This is a genomic window from Amycolatopsis thermalba, assembly GCF_023376025.1.
Classification (GTDB): Bacteria; Actinomycetota; Actinomycetes; order Mycobacteriales; family Pseudonocardiaceae; genus Amycolatopsis_E; species Amycolatopsis_E thermalba.
This window is the reverse complement of record NZ_CP091196.1, coordinates 6,479,784-6,498,946: the sequence shown is the minus strand read 5'-3', so window position 1 is coordinate 6,498,946 and position 19,163 is coordinate 6,479,784. Positions and strand designations below refer to the sequence as shown.

The 19,163-nt window shown below is 70.9% G+C and carries 13 protein-coding genes; 5 read left to right on the top strand and 8 right to left on the bottom strand.

Going from position 1 to position 19,163, the window contains the following annotated elements:
- Positions 1 to 11: 11 nt before the first annotated feature.
- The 3 genes from L1857_RS31520 to L1857_RS31510 form a co-directional block, all read right to left on the bottom strand.
- Positions 12 to 1,310, bottom strand: coding sequence for an acyl-CoA dehydrogenase family protein (locus tag L1857_RS31520; protein ID WP_116110741.1), 1,299 nt, complete (start codon positions 1,308 to 1,310; stop codon positions 12 to 14).
- A gap of 115 nt (positions 1,311 to 1,425) precedes the next feature.
- Positions 1,426 to 3,546 (bottom strand): MMPL family transporter, encoded by a 2,121-nt coding sequence (locus tag L1857_RS31515; RefSeq protein ID WP_249467134.1) that lies wholly within the window; start codon positions 3,544 to 3,546, stop codon positions 1,426 to 1,428.
- A complete protein-coding gene (locus tag L1857_RS31510) occupies positions 3,543 to 4,922 on the bottom strand; it encodes an MFS transporter (RefSeq protein WP_116110716.1) in 1,380 nt (459 codons plus the stop codon). The genes L1857_RS31515 and L1857_RS31510 overlap by 4 nt, the downstream gene beginning before the upstream one ends.
- An 81-nt stretch (positions 4,923 to 5,003) precedes the next feature.
- Here L1857_RS31510 and L1857_RS31505 point away from each other — a divergent pair, with 81 nt between their 5' ends.
- On the top strand, positions 5,004 to 5,642 hold the full coding sequence (locus L1857_RS31505) for a TetR/AcrR family transcriptional regulator (RefSeq protein ID WP_233157516.1): 639 nt from the start codon (positions 5,004 to 5,006) through the stop codon (positions 5,640 to 5,642).
- A 6-nt stretch (positions 5,643 to 5,648) separates the two neighbouring features.
- Here the strand turns inward: L1857_RS31505 and L1857_RS31500 are convergent, their stop codons facing one another.
- A complete protein-coding gene (locus L1857_RS31500; protein WP_094008620.1) occupies positions 5,649 to 6,824 on the bottom strand; it encodes a TetR/AcrR family transcriptional regulator in 1,176 nt (391 codons plus the stop codon).
- 127 nt (positions 6,825 to 6,951) lie between these two features.
- On the opposite strand from L1857_RS31500, the gene L1857_RS31495 reads away from it, so the two are divergent.
- Both L1857_RS31495 and L1857_RS31490 read left to right on the top strand, forming a co-directional pair.
- On the top strand, positions 6,952 to 8,163 hold the full coding sequence (locus L1857_RS31495; RefSeq protein ID WP_116110715.1) for an acetyl-CoA C-acetyltransferase: 1,212 nt from the start codon (positions 6,952 to 6,954) through the stop codon (positions 8,161 to 8,163).
- Positions 8,164 to 8,165: 2 nt separating this feature from the next.
- Positions 8,166 to 10,328 carry a 3-hydroxyacyl-CoA dehydrogenase NAD-binding domain-containing protein gene (locus L1857_RS31490; RefSeq protein ID WP_162831051.1) on the top strand — a complete coding sequence of 721 codons (2,163 nt, stop codon included), beginning with the start codon at positions 8,166 to 8,168 and terminating at the stop codon, positions 10,326 to 10,328.
- A 627-nt stretch (positions 10,329 to 10,955) separates the two neighbouring features.
- Here the strand turns inward: L1857_RS31490 and L1857_RS31485 are convergent.
- The 4 genes from L1857_RS31485 to L1857_RS31470 all read right to left on the bottom strand — a co-directional run bounded on the left by L1857_RS31485 (position 10,956) and on the right by L1857_RS31470 (position 16,381).
- Positions 10,956 to 12,509, bottom strand: a complete 1,554-nt coding sequence (locus L1857_RS31485; RefSeq protein WP_116110713.1) for an acetolactate synthase large subunit — start codon at positions 12,507 to 12,509, stop codon at positions 10,956 to 10,958.
- Between the two features lie 8 nt (positions 12,510 to 12,517).
- Positions 12,518 to 13,891, bottom strand: coding sequence for an FAD-binding oxidoreductase (locus tag L1857_RS31480; protein ID WP_116110712.1), 1,374 nt, complete (start codon positions 13,889 to 13,891; stop codon positions 12,518 to 12,520).
- A gap of 717 nt (positions 13,892 to 14,608) precedes the next feature.
- Complete coding sequence (locus L1857_RS31475) at positions 14,609 to 15,109, bottom strand: DUF3830 family protein (protein ID WP_094008630.1); 501 nt, start codon at positions 15,107 to 15,109, stop codon at positions 14,609 to 14,611.
- 12 nt (positions 15,110 to 15,121) lie between these two features.
- Positions 15,122 to 16,381, bottom strand: coding sequence for an aspartate aminotransferase family protein (locus L1857_RS31470; RefSeq protein WP_094008631.1), 1,260 nt, complete (start codon positions 16,379 to 16,381; stop codon positions 15,122 to 15,124).
- 95 nt (positions 16,382 to 16,476) lie between these two features.
- On the opposite strand from L1857_RS31470, the gene L1857_RS31465 reads away from it, so the two are divergent.
- Together L1857_RS31465 and L1857_RS31460 are read left to right on the top strand one after the other, a co-directional pair.
- Positions 16,477 to 17,940, top strand: coding sequence for an NAD-dependent succinate-semialdehyde dehydrogenase (locus tag L1857_RS31465; protein WP_094008632.1), 1,464 nt, complete (start codon positions 16,477 to 16,479; stop codon positions 17,938 to 17,940).
- Positions 17,937 to 18,995 (top strand): tartrate dehydrogenase, encoded by a 1,059-nt coding sequence (locus L1857_RS31460; protein ID WP_094008633.1) that lies wholly within the window; start codon positions 17,937 to 17,939, stop codon positions 18,993 to 18,995. Before L1857_RS31465 ends, L1857_RS31460 begins: the two co-directional genes overlap by 4 nt.
- Positions 18,996 to 19,163: the final 168 nt, after the last annotated feature.

The following is a 19,163-nucleotide window of genomic DNA, read 5'->3' as shown; positions in this document are numbered from 1 at the left end:
TCCCAGGCTTGTCAGAGGAGGACGACGCCCTCGAGCACACCGATCGCACGCAGGTCGCGGTACCACCGCTCGACCGGGTGCTCCTTCACGAACCCGTGCCCGCCCAGCAGCTGCACACCGGCGCTGCCGATGCGCATGCCCTTGTCCACGGCCAGCTTGCGGGCCAGCGCGACCTCGCGGGCGAACGGCTTGCCCTGCTCGGCCCGCGCCGCGGCGCGCAGCATGACCAGCCGCATGCCCTCCAGCTCGATCGCGATGTCCGCGACCGAGAACGCGACCGCCTGGCGGTGGCTGATCGGCTCGCCGAACGCGGTGCGCTCGTTCACATACGGGATCACGTAGTCCAGGACGGCCTTCGCGGTGCCGGTGGCCAGCGCGGCCCAGCCCAGGCGGGACAGCCGCACCGCCTCGGTGAACACCTCCGGCGAGCCGCCGCCGAGCAGCGCGCCCGCGGGCAGCGACACCTTCTCCAGGTGCAGCTTCCCGGTCGCCGCGCCGCGCAGGCCCATCGCCGGCTCGGCTTCGATCGACACGCCCGCCGTCGACGACTCGACGAGGAACAGTGCCGGCCCGCGCCCCTCGAGGTCGGCGGACACGACGAACAGTTCGGCCTGCGCCGCGCGCGGGACCAGGGACTTCACGCCGTCCAGCTGGTAGCCGCCGGGCGTGCGGCGGGCCTTGGTGGCCGGCTTGAACGGGTCGAACAGCGGCTTGGACTCCAGCAGGGCCAGCGCCGCGGCCGGCACGTTCTCGCCGACGAACTCCGGCAGGTAGTCGGCCTGCTGCTGCGCGTCGCCCCACAGGACGAGCGCGTTGCTGACCGCCGACGGCGCCAGCACCGCGACCGCCAGGCCGAGGTCGCCGTGGGCGAGTGCCTCGGCGACCAGCGCGTTGGTGACGACCGAGCGTTCGGCACCCGCGCCGCCCAGCTCCTCCGGGATGCCGATGAGCGTCACGCCCAGTTCGGCGGCCCTGGTGAGCAGACCGTCCGGCGGGCTGAGCTTCTCGTCCGCCTCGGCGGCCGCCGGGCGCAGCTGCTCGGCCGCGAACTCACCGACCGTCTCGACGATCATCTGCTGGTCTTCGGACGGCGTGAGGTCGAACAGACCCTTGTCCTCGGCCGGGGCCGGGCGGGTCGCGTCACCGCCCCGCTTGCGCGAGGAGGAGAACGTCCGGCTGGCCGCGCCGGCGACCTTGAAACCGTTCCTCGTCGCCGCCGAAACCAGGTTCTGCACCGGCTCGCGCAACCCGCTGCGTTCCAGCGTCCTGCTGCCCGCGAGCCGGGAGAGGGCGGCCAGGCCGAAGCCCATCACGTCCCGCTTCCGGCCGCCGTTCTCCCTGAGCGCCGCCACGTCGCACTCCCATCGCCGTTACCTACTCACGAGTAGGTTAGCGCATGGAGGCCGGTGAACGCCACCGCCCCGGTCAATCGTGCAGGCCGAAGCGGTCGTGCCACCGGCGCAGCCGCGCGGGCGCCCACCAGTTCACCGCTCCCAGCAGCCGCATCGCCGACGGCACCAGCAGCCCGCGCACGAGGGTCGCGTCCACCAGCACGGCCAGTGCGAGCCCGACTCCCAGCAGCTTGAGCACGCTCAACCCGGAGGTGGCCACCGCGGCGAGGACGACGGCCACCACGAGCGCGGCGGCCGAGACCAGCCGTCCCGTGCGCTCCAGGCCCGCCGCCACCGCGCGCGTGTTGTCGCCGTGCGCCAGGTACTCCTCCCGGATGCGGGACAGCAGGAACACGCTGTAGTCCATGGACAGGCCGAAGGCGATGCAGAACATCAGGATCGGCACCGTCACCTCGAGCTGTCCGGTGTGGACGAAGTCGCCGACCAGCCACTTGAGGTGGCCGTCCTGGAAGACGTACACCATGGCGCCGAACGACGCCGTCAGGCTGAGCACGGTGAGCACGAGCTGCTTCAACGGGATCACCACGCTGCCGGAGAACAGGAACAGCAGCACGAGCATGCTCACCACGATGATCAACGCGGCCCACGGGATGCGTTCGGCCAGCATGTCCTTGGTGTCGGTCAGGACCGCCGCGTCCCCGCCGACCAGGGCGGGACCGGGGGCGGGCAGGGCGCGCACGGCACGGACGTGTTCCTCCGCCGCCGCGGAGTTGGGTTCGGCGGTCGAGGCGACCGACAGCCATCCGCCCTGCCCCGAAGACGCCCCGATGTCGACTCGTGCCGTTCCGGGCAGGCCGGCCACGCTCTGGGCGTACGCGGCCACGGCCGGCGGGTCCGCGTCCGGCAGCACCACGACGACCGGAGCGGCCCCGCCGCCGGGGAACTCCGTCCGCACCGCGTCGCCGGCGATCTGCGCCGGGCTGTCCCGGGGCAGCACCCGGTCGTCGAGCAGGCCGAACTGGGCCTGGCCGAACGGCAGGGCCAGCGCGACGAGCACCGTGGCCGCGGACGCCCCCACCAGCACCGGCCGCCGCATCACCCGCACCGCGAGCCGTCGCCACAGGCCGAGCCGGTGGCGGCGCAGCCGGGCGAACGGGTCGAACCGGTCCAGCCGGTGCCCGAGCAGGGCGAGCACCGGTGGCAGCACCAGGATGGACGCGAGCGCGGCGAGCGCGACCACCGCGATCCCGGCGAAGGCCAGCGACCGCAGGAAGTAGATCGGGAACACCAGCAGCGCGGACAGGGACAGGCCGACCGTGACCGCGGAGAACAGGACCGTCCGCCCGGCGGTTCGCAGCATCGTGACGATCGCCTCCGCGGTGTCGCGCCCGGCTGCCAGTTCCTCCCGGTAGCGCGTGACGAGGAACAGGCTGTAGTCGACGGCGAGCCCGAAGCCGAGCGCGGTGGCGATGTTCAGCCCGAAGATCGAGACCGGGGTGACGGTGGTGAGCAGCCGCAGGATGGCGAGGGTGCCGGCGACGGTGACGGCCCCGATCAGCACCGGCAGCGCGGCCGCGGCGAGCGAGCCGAACGCCACCAGCAGGATCAGCAGTGTCAGCGGCGCGGCGATCAGCTCGGCTCGGGTCAGGTCGGCGGCGCTCTGCCGGTCCGCCTCCTCGTTGACGGTGGCCGAGCCCGTGGCGAGTACGTCCAGGCCGTCGTGACGTCCGCCCAGGTCCTTGGCGAGTGCGCGGGCGGTGTGGCTGATCTCGGTGTCGTCCCCGCTCAGCTTCGCCACGACGAGCGCGCTCCGGCCGTCCGCCGACCGCAGGGCGGGATCGCCGGTCGTCCAGTAGGAGTGGGCGAACCGCACGCCGGGGGTGGTGGCCAGCCGCTCGGTGAGGCGGGTGCCCGCGGCCGCGTGCGCGGACACGTCGTCGCCGGCGCGGACCACGAGCACGAAGTCCGGCGCCCCGGCGTGGAACCGGTCGGCGAGCATCCGGTCCGCCCGCACCGACTCGAACGAGGGGGCCGTGTAGCCGCCGCTGGACAGCTCGCCGGCGGCGCCGCTGCCGAACACGCCGGCCAGTACCGCGAAGAACGCGGCGAGGACCAGTGCGCGAACCCGGTGCCGCAGGAGCCGCCGGGCCAAAGTGGACAGTGCGCCGCCGGGGGCGGTGGTGGACGTGGTCATGGTGCCTCTCCGGCGGGCTGCGGGGTGCGGGTGGGGCGGAGCAGGGCGAGGGCGAGTGCCGATCCGGCCGTGGCGAAGGCGGCGGTGGTCAGGAAACCGGCGTGCAGACCGGCCAGGTACCCGCGGCTCGTGGTGACGGCTTCGGCGAGCACCAGGACGACGGCGACGCCCAGCCCGGAGCCGGCCCGCTGGGCGGTGCCGACGATCCCGCCCGCGATCCCGGCGTCGGACTGGCCGACGGCGGTGACGGCGGGCACCGTCGCGCCCGCGAACGCGGTGGGCAGGCCGGCGCCGAAGATCAGCGACGGGAGCAGGATGTCGGTCAGGTAGTCCGCCGCGGGCGGGAGCAGCGCGTACCAGGCCAGTGCGACGGTCTGGAGCGCGAGCCCGAGCGCCAGGGCGCCCGGGCCGCCGATCCGGGCGAGCACGCCAGGCAGCGCCGTTCGCGCCGCGACGATGCCCACCACCGCGACCGGCAGGACGGCCAGCCCGGACTGCACGGGCGTGTACTGCTGCGTGTTCTGCAAGTAGAGGGCCAGCAACGCGAACGCGGGCACGTGGGCCGCACCCACCAGCGCGTTGATCACCGCGGTGACGCTGACCTCGCGGATCCGGTAGAGCCGCAGTGGCATCACCGGTTCGGCCGCGCGGGCTTCGACGACCAGGAACACGACCAGCAGCACGGCCCCGGCGACCAGGGTGACGACTGCCGTGGCCGGGTCGCCGTGCAGCGCGGGCAGGCCGTAGCCGAGCAGCACCAGCGCCGCCGTGCCGGTCACCGCTCCGCGGATGTCCAGCCGGCGGGGCCCGGTGACCACCGGATCCGCCGGCAGCAACCGCGCGACGAGCCCCAGCGCCACGACGCCGACCGGCACGTTGATCAGGAAGATCGACGGCCAGCCCAGGGCCTGGGTGAGCACGCCGCCGAGGGCGGTGCCGATCGCCGCGCCCGAGGCGCCCATCGCGCTCCACACCCCGAACGCCCGCCGTCGCGCGTCCGGCGCGGTGAACGTCGCCGTGAGCAGGGCCAGCTGCGCCGGCACGACGACGGCCGCCGCGACGCCCTGCGCGACGCGGGCCGCGATCAGCACCGTGGCCGTCGGCGCGAGACCGGCCGCGGCCGACGCCACGGTGAACAGCGCCAGACCGGCGCGGAACACGCGCCGGGGTCCCAGCAGGTCGGCCGCCCGTCCGCCGAGCAGCATGCAGCCGCCGAAGGCCAGCAGGTACGCGTTGGTCACCCAGCTCAGCGCGGCCTCGCCCAGCCCGAGGCTCGCCCCGATGGCGGGCAGCGCGATGTTGACGACCGTCGCGTCGAGCAGGACCACCAGCTCGACCACGGTGATGAGCAGCAGGGCCCCGCGTCTTCCGTCCACGAGTGCCTCCTCCAATTTCACTAGAGCATTGCTCTAGTGAGTGTTCCGCTAGAGTGTTGCTCTAGTCAAGGAGGAGGCGTGGTGGCGGAGCGGGTACCGGGGAAGACCGGGGTGCGGGCGGCGAAGGCCGCGCGGACGCGGGCGCGGATGCTCGACGCGGCGAAGGCGCTGTTCGTGCGGCAGGGCTACGCGGCGACGAGCATGCAGGCCATCGCGAAGGAGGCCGGCGTCGCGGTGCAGACCCTGTACTTCACGTTCGCCACGAAGCGGGCGATCCTCGGCGAGCTGCTGGACGTCCACGTGGCGGGCGACACCGAGCCGGTGCCGACGCTGGACCGGCCGTGGGTGGCCGAGGCGATGGCCGCGCCGCCCGCCGAGCAGCTGCGGCTCATGGTGGCCGGCGCGGGCACGATCTTCGCGCGCGTCGCGGACATCCTCGAGGTCGTCCGGTCCGCCGCCGCGGTGGACCCGGAGATCGCCGAGATGTGGCAGGTCAACCTGGATCAGCGGCGGACCGTGATGACCGCGTTCGCCGAGCGGCTGGTGGCGAAGACCGAGCTCCGGGGCGGGATCGACGCGGAGCGGGCGGCCGACATCGCGCTGGCGACCCTCTCGCCCGAGGTCTACCACCTGCTCGTGCACCAGCGGGGCTGGAGCGCGCGGGAGTGGACGGACTGGGCCGCCGACGCCCTGGTGCGTCAGTTCCTGCCCGATCCGTGAGGCCGGCTAGCCCAGGTCCAGTACCGCCGCCATCAGGACCCGCAGCTCGGCGGCCAGTCCCGGTCTCGAATTGACTCTCCGGGTGCGCGACAGGTCGTTCGCAATCGTCAGGGCCGCGTGCACCGTGATCTTCGCTTCGCGGGGGTTCAGCGACGGCTGCGCGGCGCCCAGCAGGCTGACCCACTGCGCCACGTAGTCCCGCTGGATGCGCAGCAGCTCGGCGCCCTCTTCCTCGGCGTAGTTGACCGCGTCGGCCGAGAACGACACCGCCAGCTCCGCCGAACCGGTCAGCACCCGCACGTACGAATCGATCAGCCCGCGCAGCGCCTCCGTCTCGTCCGCGCTGCTCAGCCGCACCCGTTCCGCGTCCAGCAGCAACCGGTCCGCCGCCCGGCGCGCGATCGCCCCCAGCAGCGCCGCCTTGCTCGAAAAGTGCCGGTACACGCTGGGGCCCGCGATACCGGCCGCCGCGCCGATGTCCTCCATGCTCACCGCGTGGAAGCCGCGCCGCTGGAACAACTCCGCCGCCGCCGACAGGATCTGCTCCCGCCGCGAAACCACCCCGACCCCGGCCGGTGCGGGCGCCGGCTCGGCGACATCGTCCGGCAGCCGCACGTGCAGCACCCGGCGGGCCAGCGAAGCCAGCAGCTCGGCGAACCGCTTCCGCGCCACCGACGTCCGGTGGACCGAAACACTGCCGAACACGCTCATCGCCGCCCAGCACAGCAGTTCCGCGTCCGCAGGCCCCAGGTCGGGGCGCAGGTTCATGAGCTCCTTGGCCCACGACGTGAGCAACGCCGCCGACCGGCGGCCGATCTCGCGCTGGTCCTCCGGCGACAGGTGCCGCCCCTCCCACCGCCACAGCGCCGCCACGTCCCGCCGCTCCACCGACGACTCCGCGATGCCCCGCAGCAGCCGCTCCACCTGCGCGCCGTCCGGCCGGCGCAGGGTCGACAACGCGGCCGCGGTCGCGTCCTCCATCTCCCGCACGCCGTCGAGCAGCACGTACGCCAGGATCGCCTGCTTGTCCGCGAAGTGCCGGTACACGGCGGGACCGGTGATGCCGGCCGCCGCGGCGATGTCGTTGATGCCCACCCCGTGGTAGCCGCGGGCGCGGAACAGCTCGGCGGCCAGGCCGGCCAGCTGGGCCTTGCGGTCGGGGCGACGGGACGTACTCGACATGGTGATCCCACTCTAGCCGGAGTGAGACCCCCTGCAAACGGTTGACACCAGGGGAATCAGCCGGAGTATGTTAGTGGCAATTAGCGTCAGACCCAGACGGATGCAGTAAGCAGGAAGGACCGTCGGTGTGAGCAACGAGGCATACATCTACGAGGCGATCCGGACGCCTCGTGGCAAGAACAAGGGCGGGTCCCTGCACGGGGTCAAGCCGATCGACCTCGTGACCGGACTGATTCACGAACTCCAGGCCCGGCACCCGGGCCTGGACCCGGCCGCGATCAACGACATCATCCTCGGCGTCGTCTCGCCGGTCGGTGACCAGGGCGCCGACATCGCGCGCGCCGCGGCGATGGCCGCCGGCCTGCCCGACACCGTCGCCGGTGTCCAGCTCAACCGCTTCTGCTCCTCGGGTCTGGAGGCCGTCAACCAGGCCGCCGCCCGGGTGCGCTCCGGCTGGGAGAACCTGATCATCGCCGGTGGCGTCGAGTCGATGTCGCGCGTGCCGATGGGCTCCGACGGCGGCCCGATGTTCACCGACCCGGCCACGAACTACGACACGTACTTCGTGCCGCAGGGCATCGGCGCGGACCTGATCGCCACCATCGAGGGCTTCAGCCGCGAGGACGTCGACGCCTTCGCGGTGCGCTCGCAGGAGAAGGCCGAGGCGGCCTGGTCCGGCGGCTACTTCGCGAAGTCGGTCGTGCCGGTCAAGGACATCAACGGTGTCACGATCCTCGACCACGACGAGCACCGCCGCCCCGGCACCACGCTGGAGAGCCTGGCCAAGCTCAAGCCGGCGTTCGAGACGATCGGCGAGTTCGGTGGCTTCGACGCGGTGGCGCTGCAGAAGTACCACTCGGTCGAGAAGATCAACCACGTCCACACCGGCGGCAACTCCTCCGGCATCGTCGACGGCGCCGCGCTGGTGCTGATCGGCAACGAGCAGGTCGGCAAGGACCTGGGCCTGACCCCGCGGGCCCGCATCGTGGCGGCCACCATCACCGGGTCCGACCCGACGATCATGCTGACCGGGCCGACGCCGGCCACCAGGAAGGTCCTCGACCTCGCCGGGATGACCACCGACGACATCGACCTGTTCGAGCTGAACGAGGCGTTCGCGTCGGTCGTGCTCAAGTGGATGAAGGACCTGAAGCTGCCGGACGAGAAGGTCAACGTCAACGGCGGGGCGATCGCGATGGGCCACCCGCTCGGCGCGACCGGTGCCATGATCCTGGGCACGATGGTCGACGAGCTGGAGCGGCGCCAGGCGCGTCGCGCGCTGCTGTCGCTGTGCATCGGCGGCGGAATGGGTATCTCGACGATCATCGAGCGGGTGTGATCATGACCAACACTATTCGCTGGGACCAGGATTCCGACGGCGTCGTCGTGCTCACCCTGGACGACCCCAACCAGTCGGCCAACACGATGAACGCCGACTTCCGCGAGTCCTTCAAGAACACGGTCGAGCGGCTGGAGTCCGAAAAGGACTCGATCACCGGGGTCGTGATCACGTCGGCGAAGAAGACGTTCTTCGCGGGCGGTGACCTGCGTGACCTGATCCAGGCCACGCCGGAGCACGCGGCCGAGATCACCGCGAGCACCAACGCCATGAAGGCCCAGCTGCGCAAGCTGGAGACCCTCGGCAAGCCGGTCGTGGCCGCCATCAACGGCGCCGCGCTCGGCGGTGGCCTGGAGATCGCGCTCGCCACGCACCACCGGATCGTCGCGGACGTGCCGGGCACGGTCGTCGGCCTGCCCGAGGTGACCCTGGGCCTGCTGCCCGGCGGTGGCGGCATCGTGCGCACCGTGCGGCTGCTCGGCATCCAGAGCGCCGTGCTGAACGTGCTGGTGCAGGGCCAGCGGCACAAGCCGGCCAAGGCGCTGGAGCTCGGCCTCGTGCACGAGGTCGTGTCCAGTGTGGACGAGCTGCTGCCCAAGGCCAAGGAGTGGATCAAGGCCAATCCCGAGGCGCAGCAGCCGTGGGACGTCAAGGGCTACAAGATTCCCGGCGGCTCCCCGTCGAACCCGAAGTTCGCGGCGAACCTGCCCGCGTTCCCGGCCAACCTGCGCAAGCAGCTCAAGGGCGCGCCGATGCCCGCCCCGCGTGCCATCCTGGCCGCGGCGGTCGAGGGTGCGCAGGTCGACGTCGAGACCGCGACGCAGATCGAGACCCGCTACTTCGTCAGCCTGGTCACCGGTCAGGTCGCGAAGAACATGACCAAGGCGTTCTTCTTCGACCTGCAGCACATCAACTCCGGCGGCTCCCGCCCCGACGGGTACGAGAAGTACCAGGCGCGGAAGGTCGGCGTGCTCGGCGCGGGCATGATGGGGGCCGCGATCGCGTACGTGTCGGCGAAGGCCGGGATCGAGGTCGTGCTCAAGGACGTCTCGCTGGAGGCGGCCGAGAAGGGCAAGGGCTACGCGGTCAAGCTCGAAGAGAAGGCGCTGTCGCGGGGCAAGACCACCAAGGAGAAGTCGGACGCGCTGCTGGCGCGCATCAAGCCGACGGCCGACCCGGCGGACTTCGCCGGGGTGGACTTCGTGATCGAGGCCGTGTTCGAGAGCCAGGAGCTCAAGCACAAGGTCTTCGGCGAGATCGAGAACATCGTCAACCCGGACGCCGTGCTCGGCTCGAACACCTCCACGCTGCCCATCACCGGCCTCGCGCAGGGCGTGCAGCGGCAGGAGGACTTCATCGGCATCCACTTCTTCTCGCCGGTGGACAAGATGCCGCTGGTGGAGATCATCCGCGGCGAGAAGACGTCGGACGCCACCCTGGCGAAGGTCTTCGACTACACCCTGCAGATCAAGAAGACACCGATCGTGGTCAACGACAGCCGCGGCTTCTTCACCAGCCGGGTGATCGGCACGTTCATCAACGAGGCGGTCGCGGCATTGGGCGAGGGTGTGGAGCCCGCGTCGATCGAGCAGGCCGGTTCGCAGGCCGGCTACCCGGCGCCGCCGCTGCAGCTGATGGACGAGCTGACGCTGACCCTGCCGCGGAAGATCCGCGAGGAAACGAAGGCGGCGATCGAGGCGTCGGGCGGCACCTGGCAGGGACACGCCTCCGAGGCGGTCATCGACCGGATGATCGACGAGTTCGACCGCAAGGGCCGCTCCAGCGGTGCGGGCTTCTACTCCTACGACGAGAACGGCAAGCGCATCGGCTTGTGGCCGGGCCTGCGGGAAGCGTTCAAGTCCGGCGGCGCCAACGTGCCGTTCAAGGACCTGCAGGAGCGCATGCTGTTCGCCGAGGCACTGGAAACGGTCCGCTGCTTCGACGAGGGCGTGCTGCTGTCGGTGCAGGACGCCAACATCGGCTCGATCTTCGGCATCGGGTTCCCGGCGTGGACCGGTGGTGTCATCCAGTACATCAACCAGTACGAGGGTGGCCTGCCCGGTTTCGTGGCGCGGGCGAAGGAGCTGGCGGAGAAGTACGGTGAGCACTTCCAGCCGCCGGAGTCGCTGGTGAAGAAGGCCGAAGCAGGCGAAAAGTTCGAGTAGGACTGAGAAGGAAAGGCGCCCTTCCCAACAGGGGAGGGCGCTTTTTTCTTTGAACCCAACCGGCGCCCGGCAACGCAGCAGCACCGACCACCCCCAGGGCCGCGCGGCAGCCCTGCACAACCGGCGCCCGGCAACGCAGCAGCACCGACTACCCCAACCAGACCTCCCCCGCCCCCGATCCACAGCCTGCTTTGGTCGCCGATCAGGCGTGTCAAGGTACTCTTTCCCGCCTTGACACGCCTGCTCGGCGACTGAAACACAATCAGGCATCGGGGGCGGGGGTGGTCGGAAGGTGACCGTTCGGCGCCGTGAGGCGCTTTAACCGCCCGAAGGGCGGACTCTTCGCCTGCCCAACGTTACCTCTAAAGATCAAAAGATGTCCTCGCCGGACGGGCAGGCTCCGGGATGACGGGGGACCGTTGTCGTCTCACCTCGGGCAGGTGGTCGCCGGGTGGTCATCCCGTCGCCTTCCGGTTTGTGCGTATCACCTTGAGCCAGGGCCGCAAGGTTGGCACCGTCGGCCGCCGGAGAGAGCCCGGGTTGCGGCCCTGGCTCAAGGTGATCGTTGCGTGTCAGGCGACGGGATGACCACCCAGCTTCACTGTGTTCAAAGCTCCGGCTTTGCCGTCAAAGCAGGGGTGGCACCGCCGCGTCGATGAGGTGCGGTCCTGGCTTGTTGAGTGCGTTGCGGAACTGGTCGGCCAGTTCCTCCGCCGTCGTCGCCCTTGTTGCTGGGACGCCCATGCCTTCGGCGATCTTCACGAAGTCGATGTCGGGGCGGGCCAGGTCCAGCAGGTCCTTCGCCTTCGGGCCGGATGCCTCGGCTCCCACCCGCTGTAGTTCCATACGCAGGATGGCATAGGCGTGGTTGTTCAGGATCACCGTCGTCACGTTCAGGTTTTCCCGCGCCATCGTCCACAGCGCCGAAATGGTGTACAGCGCGCTGCCGTCCGCCTGCAGTGCGATCACCGGGCGGTCCGGGGCGGCGACCGCGGCACCCACCGCCACCGGGAGTCCCTGGCCGATCGCGCCGCCGGTCAGGGTGAGCACGTCGTGGCGGGGGGCGCCCGCGGTGGCGCCGGGGAGCAGCAGGCCCGACGTGTTGGCCTCATCCGAAATGATCGCGCCTTCGGGGAGCAGGGCGCCGATCACCTCGACCCAGTTCTGCACCGTGAGCGGGCCGCTCGGCAGCGCGGGGCGAGCCGGCTCCTGCAGCACCGGGTCCACCTCGGGCGCGACCTCGTCGGCCAGGGCTTCCAGTGCGGCGACCACGTCCTGGTCCAGCTCCGCCAACGTGTGCACCTGGGCGCCGTCCGGCACCAGATCACTGGGCTTGCCGGGGTAGGCGAAGAACGACACCGGCGCCTTGGTCCCCGCCACGATGACGTGCTTGATGCCCTCCAGCTGCCACTGCACCTGCTCGGCCAGGTACGCCAGCCGCTCGATCGTGGGCAGTCCGGCGCCGCGCTCCAACCGGGCCGGGAAGGTTTCCACGAACGGCTTCGCGCCGGTGGCGGTCGCGATCCGGCTGACCGCCCGCAGGCCGGCTTCGCGGCAGGCGGGGCCGCCCACCAGCAACGCGACCGGCTCGCCGGTGCGCAACACCTCCGCCACGGCCTTCACCGTGGTTTCGGCGACGGTCTGCGGTGTGCGCGGCGGCACCGGCTGCACCGCGACACCACCGTCACCCCAGGACACGTCCGCGGGCAGGATCAGCGTCGCCACCTTGCCCGGCGCCTCCTGCGCGGCGGCGACGGCGAACGCGGCGTCCGCGCCGACCTCCGCGCTGTTCGCCGACCGGCGCACCCAGCCGTTGAGCGAACCGGCGATCGCCTCGATGTCCGACTCCAGCGGCGCGTCGTACTTCTTGTGGTAGGTCGCGTGGTCACCGATCACGTTCACCACCGGCACGTGCCCGCGGCGGGCGTTGTGCAGGTTCGCCAGGCCGTTGCCCAGCCCCGGCCCCAGGTGCAGGAGCGTCGCGGCCGGCTTGTCCGCGATCCGCGCGTAACCGTCGGCCGCGCCGGTCACCACACCCTCGAACAGGGCCAGCACACCGTGCATCTCGGGCACCGAATCGAGCGCCGCGACGAAGTGCATCTCCGACGTGCCCGGGTTGGCGAAGCACACGTCGACACCCGCGTCGACGAGCGTGCGGATCAGGGACTGCGCGCCGTTCATCTCACTCCTCAGTCGAACAGGACATCCGGGTTCAGGATGCCCTTCGGGTCGAAGGCCTGCTTGATCCGGCGCAGCAACGCGATCTTGGCCGGGTCCTCGAGCGCGAGGAAGTGGTCCTTCTTCGCCTGCCCGATGCCGTGCTCGCCGGAGATGGCGCCGCCCGCCGCGATCCCCGCGGCGAAGATGTCGTGCAGCAGCCGGTGCCGCTTCTCCGGGTCCTTGCAGAAGATTCCCAAGTGGACGTTGCCGTCCCCGGCGTGCCCGCAGCCGATCGCGCCGGCCTCGGCCGCCGCGGCCAGTTCCCGGACCTTCGCCAGGAAGCCGGGCATCTCCGACCGCGGCACCACGACGTCGATCACGTCGTCCGCGCCGGCGGCCTTCGCCGTCCAGAACGCCTTTTCCCGCGCCTCGATGAGCTTGCGGGCCGAACCGCCGTTGAGCACGTACACCTCGGACGCGCCCAGCTCGCCGAGCAGCTCGCCGGCACGCTCGACGTCGCCGTCCAGCCGGTCGCCGTCGCGGTTCTCCAGCCCCACCACCAGATACGCCTGCGTGGCGTTGCGGACCTCCTCCGGGACGCCCAGCTCCAGCTTCTCGTTGTAGGTGATCGCCGCCATCGTGAGGTTGTCGATGTATTCCAGGATGTTCGGCGTCAGGCCGCTGGCGATGATCTCCGGGACCGCCCGCATCACCTGGTCGAGGTCGCCGAACGGGGCGAGCAGTGTCGCGGCGTGCGCCAGGCGCGGGTGGAGCTTGACGATCACCTCGGTGACCAGCGCGAGCGTGCCCTCCGAGCCGATGATCAGCTGGGTCAGGTCGTAACCGCTGGAGATCTTGGACGTCTTGCCGCCGGTGCGGATGATCTCGCCGGTCGGCAGGACCGCCTGCAGGCCCACGATGTTGTGCCGCGCGACGCCGTACTTGACCGCGCGCATGCCGCCGGCGTTGGTGCCCACGTTGCCGCCGACGCTCGCGCTCAGTTCGCCCGGGTAGACCGTGTAGGCGAGGCCGGCGTCCTGGGTCGCCTCGTCCAGCTCGCTGAGCGTGACGCCCGGCTGGACGACGGCGACCTGGTTCGCGGTGTCGATCTCCAGGACCGCGTTCATCCGCTCGAACGACACGAGCAGGCCGTCCTCCCGCGGCCGGGCCGCGCCGGACAACCCGCTGCCCGAGCCGCGCGCGGTGACCGGGAGGTCGTTCTCGGCGGCGAGGGCCAGCAGCGCGGCGACCTCCTCGGCGGTGCCGGGTTTGACGACGTAGGCCGGTTTCGCGGCGGCGACCGTCAGAGACTCGTCCTTCGCGTAGTCGTCCGGGATGGAGTCCCCGGTGAGGAGGTTGCGCTCGCCGACGATCTCGGCGATCCGCGCGGTGACGTCGCCCATGACGTACCCCGTCCTTTCCTGCGCCTGCCGTTGACGGAAGCCTAGTACGGGAGGGCGGAGGGCAGGAAGTGAAGGCGATTCATGTTTGGCGGAGGATCGAGGTCACGCGAGCCGCCTACCGGTGAGGTCCTCGCCGGTAGGTGGGTTTCGCCGAACAACGAGCAGACGTGCATTGCTGAGGAGAACCGCTTACCGGTGCCGGAAAGGGTGCGGGGCCGGTCCGCGCCAACGTACCGGCCCCGCGTTCTCAGTCGAGCGGGTCAGACCAGCCAGCCGAGGACGTGCGCGAGACCGGCCAGGATGTTGGAAACGATGTCGTGGCCGTGGTGGAAGTGCGCAGCGAACATTGGAGAGGGGCTCCTTTGCGGAATCAAATCTTCTTTTTCCCTGGTTGCTTTCGAAAGCAGGGGAAGATTTTCAGTTCCGCCGGGAGGTGTCAAACCGCTCCGGAAAGCGTGGTGCCTCGCGAATAGCGGGGTGGAAAATCCGCCCAGCCTAAACACGTAACACTTTCGGGTTCGCGACCGGGGGTGTCAGGACGCCCTCGTAGCCCCGCCGGGCGGGCCCACCTGGGGTGATGACGATCTTGATTCGCCACACCCGGGTGATGCCCGCCCGAACGGGTGAAGACATTGCCACGTAAGGTGATCCCCCTATGATCACGCTAACGAGTGACGGGGGACCAGGGTTCTGCCCCTAACGACCGCAGGTCGAGGGTCACTCCGCGCGGGCGAAGGAGAGGGTTTCGCCCTCGACGCCGCGCAGCCAGAGGTCCTGGGCGGCCGCCGCCATTTCCGGCAGCCCCTCCACGATCGTGGCGAACACGTTGCCCGGAACCCAGCCGGCGTCCCCGTTGATGAGCAGGTTGTTCCGGCCGTAGAAGATGGCCAGATCGGTTGCGCCCCGATCGCTGTGCGCCTCGCTGCTGTCCTCGTACCCGTAGGCGGGATTTCCGATTTCCCACGCCTCGAATCCGAAATAGACGACATCGCCGGGAATGGGTGTCACCGTCGGGTTCTCCCGGCCCGGCTTCGGGTCGGCGAACGGCGGAACCAGCGTGTAGACCTCGTTGCGGGCGTACTTCGCGTGGTAGGCCGAACCGCTTTGCGGCAACGCGTCCCACACCGCCTGGCAGGTCCGCGGCGCCTCCGCGTCCAGCAGCACGGCACGGCAGGACACGCCGCGCTTGTCGAGCGAAATGGTGATGTAGCGGGCCAACGTGCCTTCTCCCTACTTGGAACCGGTGACGGCCGCGACGGTCTCGGCCCAGATCGCGAGCGCGTCGTCGATCTGCTCGGCGGTGACCACGAGCGGCGGGATCATCCGCACGACGTTGGAGTACGCGCCGCAGGTGAGCAGCAGCAGCCCGCGCCGCGCCGCCTCCTGCTGCGCCGCCGCCGCGGTCGCGGTGTCCGGGGTGCCGTCGGCCTTGGTGAACTCCGACCCGACGAGCAGGCCGAGCCCGCGCACCTCGCCGATCTCCGGCGTCTTGTCGCCGATCAGCCGCGCGCCCTCCAGCAGCTGCTTGCCGCGCGCCGCCGCGTTCTCGACCAGGTTCTCCTCCTCGATCACGTCGAGGGTGGCCAGCGCGGCCGCGCAGGACACCGCGTTGCCGCCGTAGGTGCCGCCCTGCGAACCGGGGAACGCCTTGGACATCAGCTCCTGCGAAGCCGCGATGCCGGACAGCGGGAAACCGCTCGCCAGGCCCTTCGCGATCAGCACCACGTCCGGCCGCACGCCGAAGTGGTCGTGGCCCCAGAACCGGCCGGTGCGCCCGAAACCGGTCTGGATCTCGTCGATCACCAGCAGGATCCCGTGCTGGTCCGCGCGCTCGCGCAGCCCGGCCATGAACTCCGGGTTCGCCGGCACGTACCCGCCTTCGCCGAGCATCGGCTCGACGAAGAACGCGGCGGTCTCGTTCGGGGCGCTGATCGTCTGGAAGAGGTAGTCCAGTTCGCGCAGCGCGAACTTCGTCGCGGTCTGCTCGTCCCAGCCGTAGTGGTAGGCGTAGGGGAAGGGGGCGACGTGCACGCCGCCCATCAGCGGGGAGATGCCCGCGCTGAACCGGGTGCCGGAGGTGGTCATGGAGGCGGCGGCGACCGTGCGGCCGTGGAACCCGCCCTGGAAGACGATGACGTTCGGCCGCTTCGTGGCCTGCCGGGACAGGCGCAGCGCCGCCTCGACGGCCTCGCTGCCCGAGTTGGCGAAGAACAGCGAGTCCAGGCCGGTGGGCAGCACGTCGCCGAGCCGCTCGACCAGCTTGAGCAGCGGCTGGTGCATCACGGTCGTGTACTGGCCGTGGATCAGCTTGCCGACCTGCTCCTGCGCCGCCTTGACCACCTTCGGGTGGCAGTGGCCGGTGCTGGTCACGCCGATCCCGGCGGTGAAGTCGAGGTGGCGGTTGCCGTCGGTGTCGTAGAGGTAAGCGCCTTCGCCGTGCTCGACGACGACCGGAGTGGCCTGCTTGAGCAGGGGGGAGAGCTGGGCCATGACGGCGGAACTCCTAACGCGGAGTGAGCTTGTAGATTGTTGACAATCTGTCTAGCATGGCCCGTGGACAGGCGCAAGGTTGATCAGGAGGACTGATGGGCGAGCTGACCGAATCGGGTGTCGTGGACGCCGTCGGCAAGGAGCTGTTCATCGGCGGGAAGTGGGTCCCGTCGAGCGGTGGACGGACCTTCGCCGTCGAGGATCCCGCGACCGGCCGGGTCCTCTGCGAGGTCGCCGACGCCTCGCCCGAGGACGGGAAGGCCGCCCTCGACGCCGCGGTCGCCGCCCAGGCCGACTGGGCGAAGACGGCGCCGCGCGAGCGCAGCGAAATCCTGCGCCGCGCCTACGAACTGCTCAACTCGCGGGTCGACGAGCTGGCGCTGCTGATGACCCTGGAGATGGGCAAGCCGCTGGCCGAGGCGAAGGGCGAGGTCGCCTACGCCGCCGAGTTCTTCCGCTGGTTCGCCGAGGAGGCCGTGCGCATCGACGGCGGCTACCAGGTCGCGCCGAACGGGTCCGGCCGGTTCCTGGTCACCAAGCAGCCGGTCGGGCCGTGCCTGCTGATCACGCCGTGGAACTTCCCGATGGCGATGGGCGGCCGCAAGATCGGTCCGGCGATCGCCGCCGGCTGCACGATGGTGATCAAGCCGGCCGAGCAGACGCCGCTGTCGATGCTCGCGCTGGCCGCGATCCTGACCGAGGCCGGTCTGCCCGCGGGCGTGCTCAACGTCGTCACCACCAGCGACCCGGGCGGCGTGATGGAGCCGATGATCAAGGACGGCCGGGCGCGCAAGCTGTCGTTCACCGGGTCCACCGCGGTCGGCCGCAAGCTGCTCGAACAGTGCGCGGACAAGGTGCTGCGCACGTCGATGGAGCTGGGCGGCAACGCGCCGTTCCTGGTCTTCGACGACGCCGACCTGGACGCGGCGGTCGAGGGTGCGATGCAGGCCAAGATGCGCAACATCGGCGAGGCGTGCACCGCGGCCAACCGGTTCTACGTGCAGCGCGGGGTCGCCGACGAGTTCGCCCGGCGCCTGACCGAGCGGATGTCCGCGCTGCCGCTGGGCCGCGGCACCGAGCCGGGCGTGGTGGTCGGCCCGCTCATCGACTCCGACGCGGTGGCGAAGGTGACCGAGCTGGTCGCCGACGCCACTTCGCGCGGCGCGAAGGTGCTCACCGGCGGGACCACTGTGGACGGTCCGGGGAACTTCTACCAGGCCACGGTGCTGACCGAGGTGCCGCGGGACGCGCGGATGGCGAGCGAGGAGATCTTCGGCCCGGTCGCGCCGATCAGCGTGTTCGACGACGAGGACGAGGCCGTCGCGGCCGCGAACGACACCGAGTACGGCCTGGTCAGCTACGTCTACACCAATGACCTGAAGCGGGCGCTGCGCGTGTCGGAGGCGCTGGAGGCCGGCATGATCGGCTTGAACCAGGGCATCGTGTCCAACCCGGCGGCGCCGTTCGGCGGGGTCAAGCAGTCCGGCCTCGGCCGCGAGGGCGGCACCGTCGGCATCGACGAGTTCCTGGAGACCAAGTACATCGCGGTGAGCCTGTGAGCACCTACCGGATCGCGAGCATCCCCGGTGACGGCATCGGGGTCGACGTCACCGCCGAGGCGCGCCAGGTCCTCGACCGCGCGGGTGAGCTGCACGGGTTCCGTCTGGAGTGGACGGAGTTCGACTGGAGCTGCGAGCGGTTCACCAAGACCGGCCGGATGATGCCGGAGGACGGCATCGACCAGTTGCGGCCGTTCGACGGGATCCTGCTCGGCGCGGTCGGGTTCCCCGGGGTGCCGGACCACGTGTCGCTGTGGGGGCTGCTGATCCCCATCCGGCGGGCGTTCGCGCAGTACGTGAACCTGCGGCCGGTGCGGCTGCTGCCCGGGACGACGTCGGTGCTGGCCGGCCGGGAGGCCGACGAGCTGGAGATGGTGATCGTCCGGGAGAACACCGAGGGCGAATACTCCCAGATCGGCGGGCGGCACAACCCGGGGCAGCCGGGCGAGTTCGTCGTGCAGGAGTCGATCTTCACGCGGGCCGGGGTGTCGCGGATCATCCGGTTCGCGTTCGAGCTGGCCCGGACCCGCAGCGGGCGGGTGTGTTCGGCAACCAAGTCGAACGGGATCATCCACACGATGCCGTTCTGGGACGAGATCTTCGCCGAGATCGCGGCGGAGTACCCGGACGTCCACAGCGAACAGACGCACATCGATGCGCTGGCGGCGCGCATGGTGCAGCACCCGGATCGGCTGGACGTGGTCGTCGGGTCGAACCTGTTCGGCGACATCCTGAGCGACCTGGCGGCGGCGGTGACGGGCGGGCTGGGCATGGCGCCGTCCGGCAACGTCAACCCGGAGGGCGAGTTCCCGTCGATGTTCGAGGCGGTGCACGGCAGTGCCCCGGACATCGCCGGGCAGGGCATCGCGAACCCGGTGGCGCAGATCCTGGCGGGCGCGATGATGCTGGAGCACCTCGGCGAGAAGACAGCCGCGGCGGCGGTGCACAGGGCGGTCGAGGAGGTTCTGTCGGCCGGCGAGGTGGCCACCCCGGACCTGGGCGGCAAGTCGACGACGACCGAACTGGGAACCGCCATCACGGCGGCGCTCGCCTGATCGCGGGTGCCGCCTGTCGCCCCCGATGGCAGGCGGCACCCGCCGCACGGCGGGGCAGGTGGCCGACACCGCGCGGCGGTAGGCGCTGCCCGGCCTGCGACCCGCGCTGCCCGGCCTGCGACCCGCGCTGCCCGGCCTGTGACCCGCGCTGCCCGGCCTGTGACTCGC

Bases quoted from the DNA above. Each gene is read 5' to 3' on its own strand.
- L1857_RS31520 (WP_116110741.1), bottom strand. From the start codon at position 1,310: ATGGGCTTCGGCCTGGCCGCCCTCTCCCGGCTCGCGGGCAGCAGGACG.
- L1857_RS31515 (WP_249467134.1), bottom strand. From the start codon at position 3,546: ATGACCACGTCCACCACCGCCCCCGGCGGCGCACTGTCCACTTTGGCC.
- L1857_RS31500 (WP_094008620.1), bottom strand. From the start codon at position 6,824: ATGTCGAGTACGTCCCGTCGCCCCGACCGCAAGGCCCAGCTGGCCGGC.
- L1857_RS31490 (WP_162831051.1), top strand. From the start codon at position 8,166: ATGACCAACACTATTCGCTGGGACCAGGATTCCGACGGCGTCGTCGTG.
- L1857_RS31485 (WP_116110713.1), bottom strand. From the start codon at position 12,509: ATGAACGGCGCGCAGTCCCTGATCCGCACGCTCGTCGACGCGGGTGTC.
- L1857_RS31480 (WP_116110712.1), bottom strand. From the start codon at position 13,891: ATGGGCGACGTCACCGCGCGGATCGCCGAGATCGTCGGCGAGCGCAAC.
- L1857_RS31470 (WP_094008631.1), bottom strand. From the start codon at position 16,381: ATGGCCCAGCTCTCCCCCCTGCTCAAGCAGGCCACTCCGGTCGTCGTC.
- L1857_RS31465 (WP_094008632.1), top strand. From the start codon at position 16,477: ATGGGCGAGCTGACCGAATCGGGTGTCGTGGACGCCGTCGGCAAGGAG.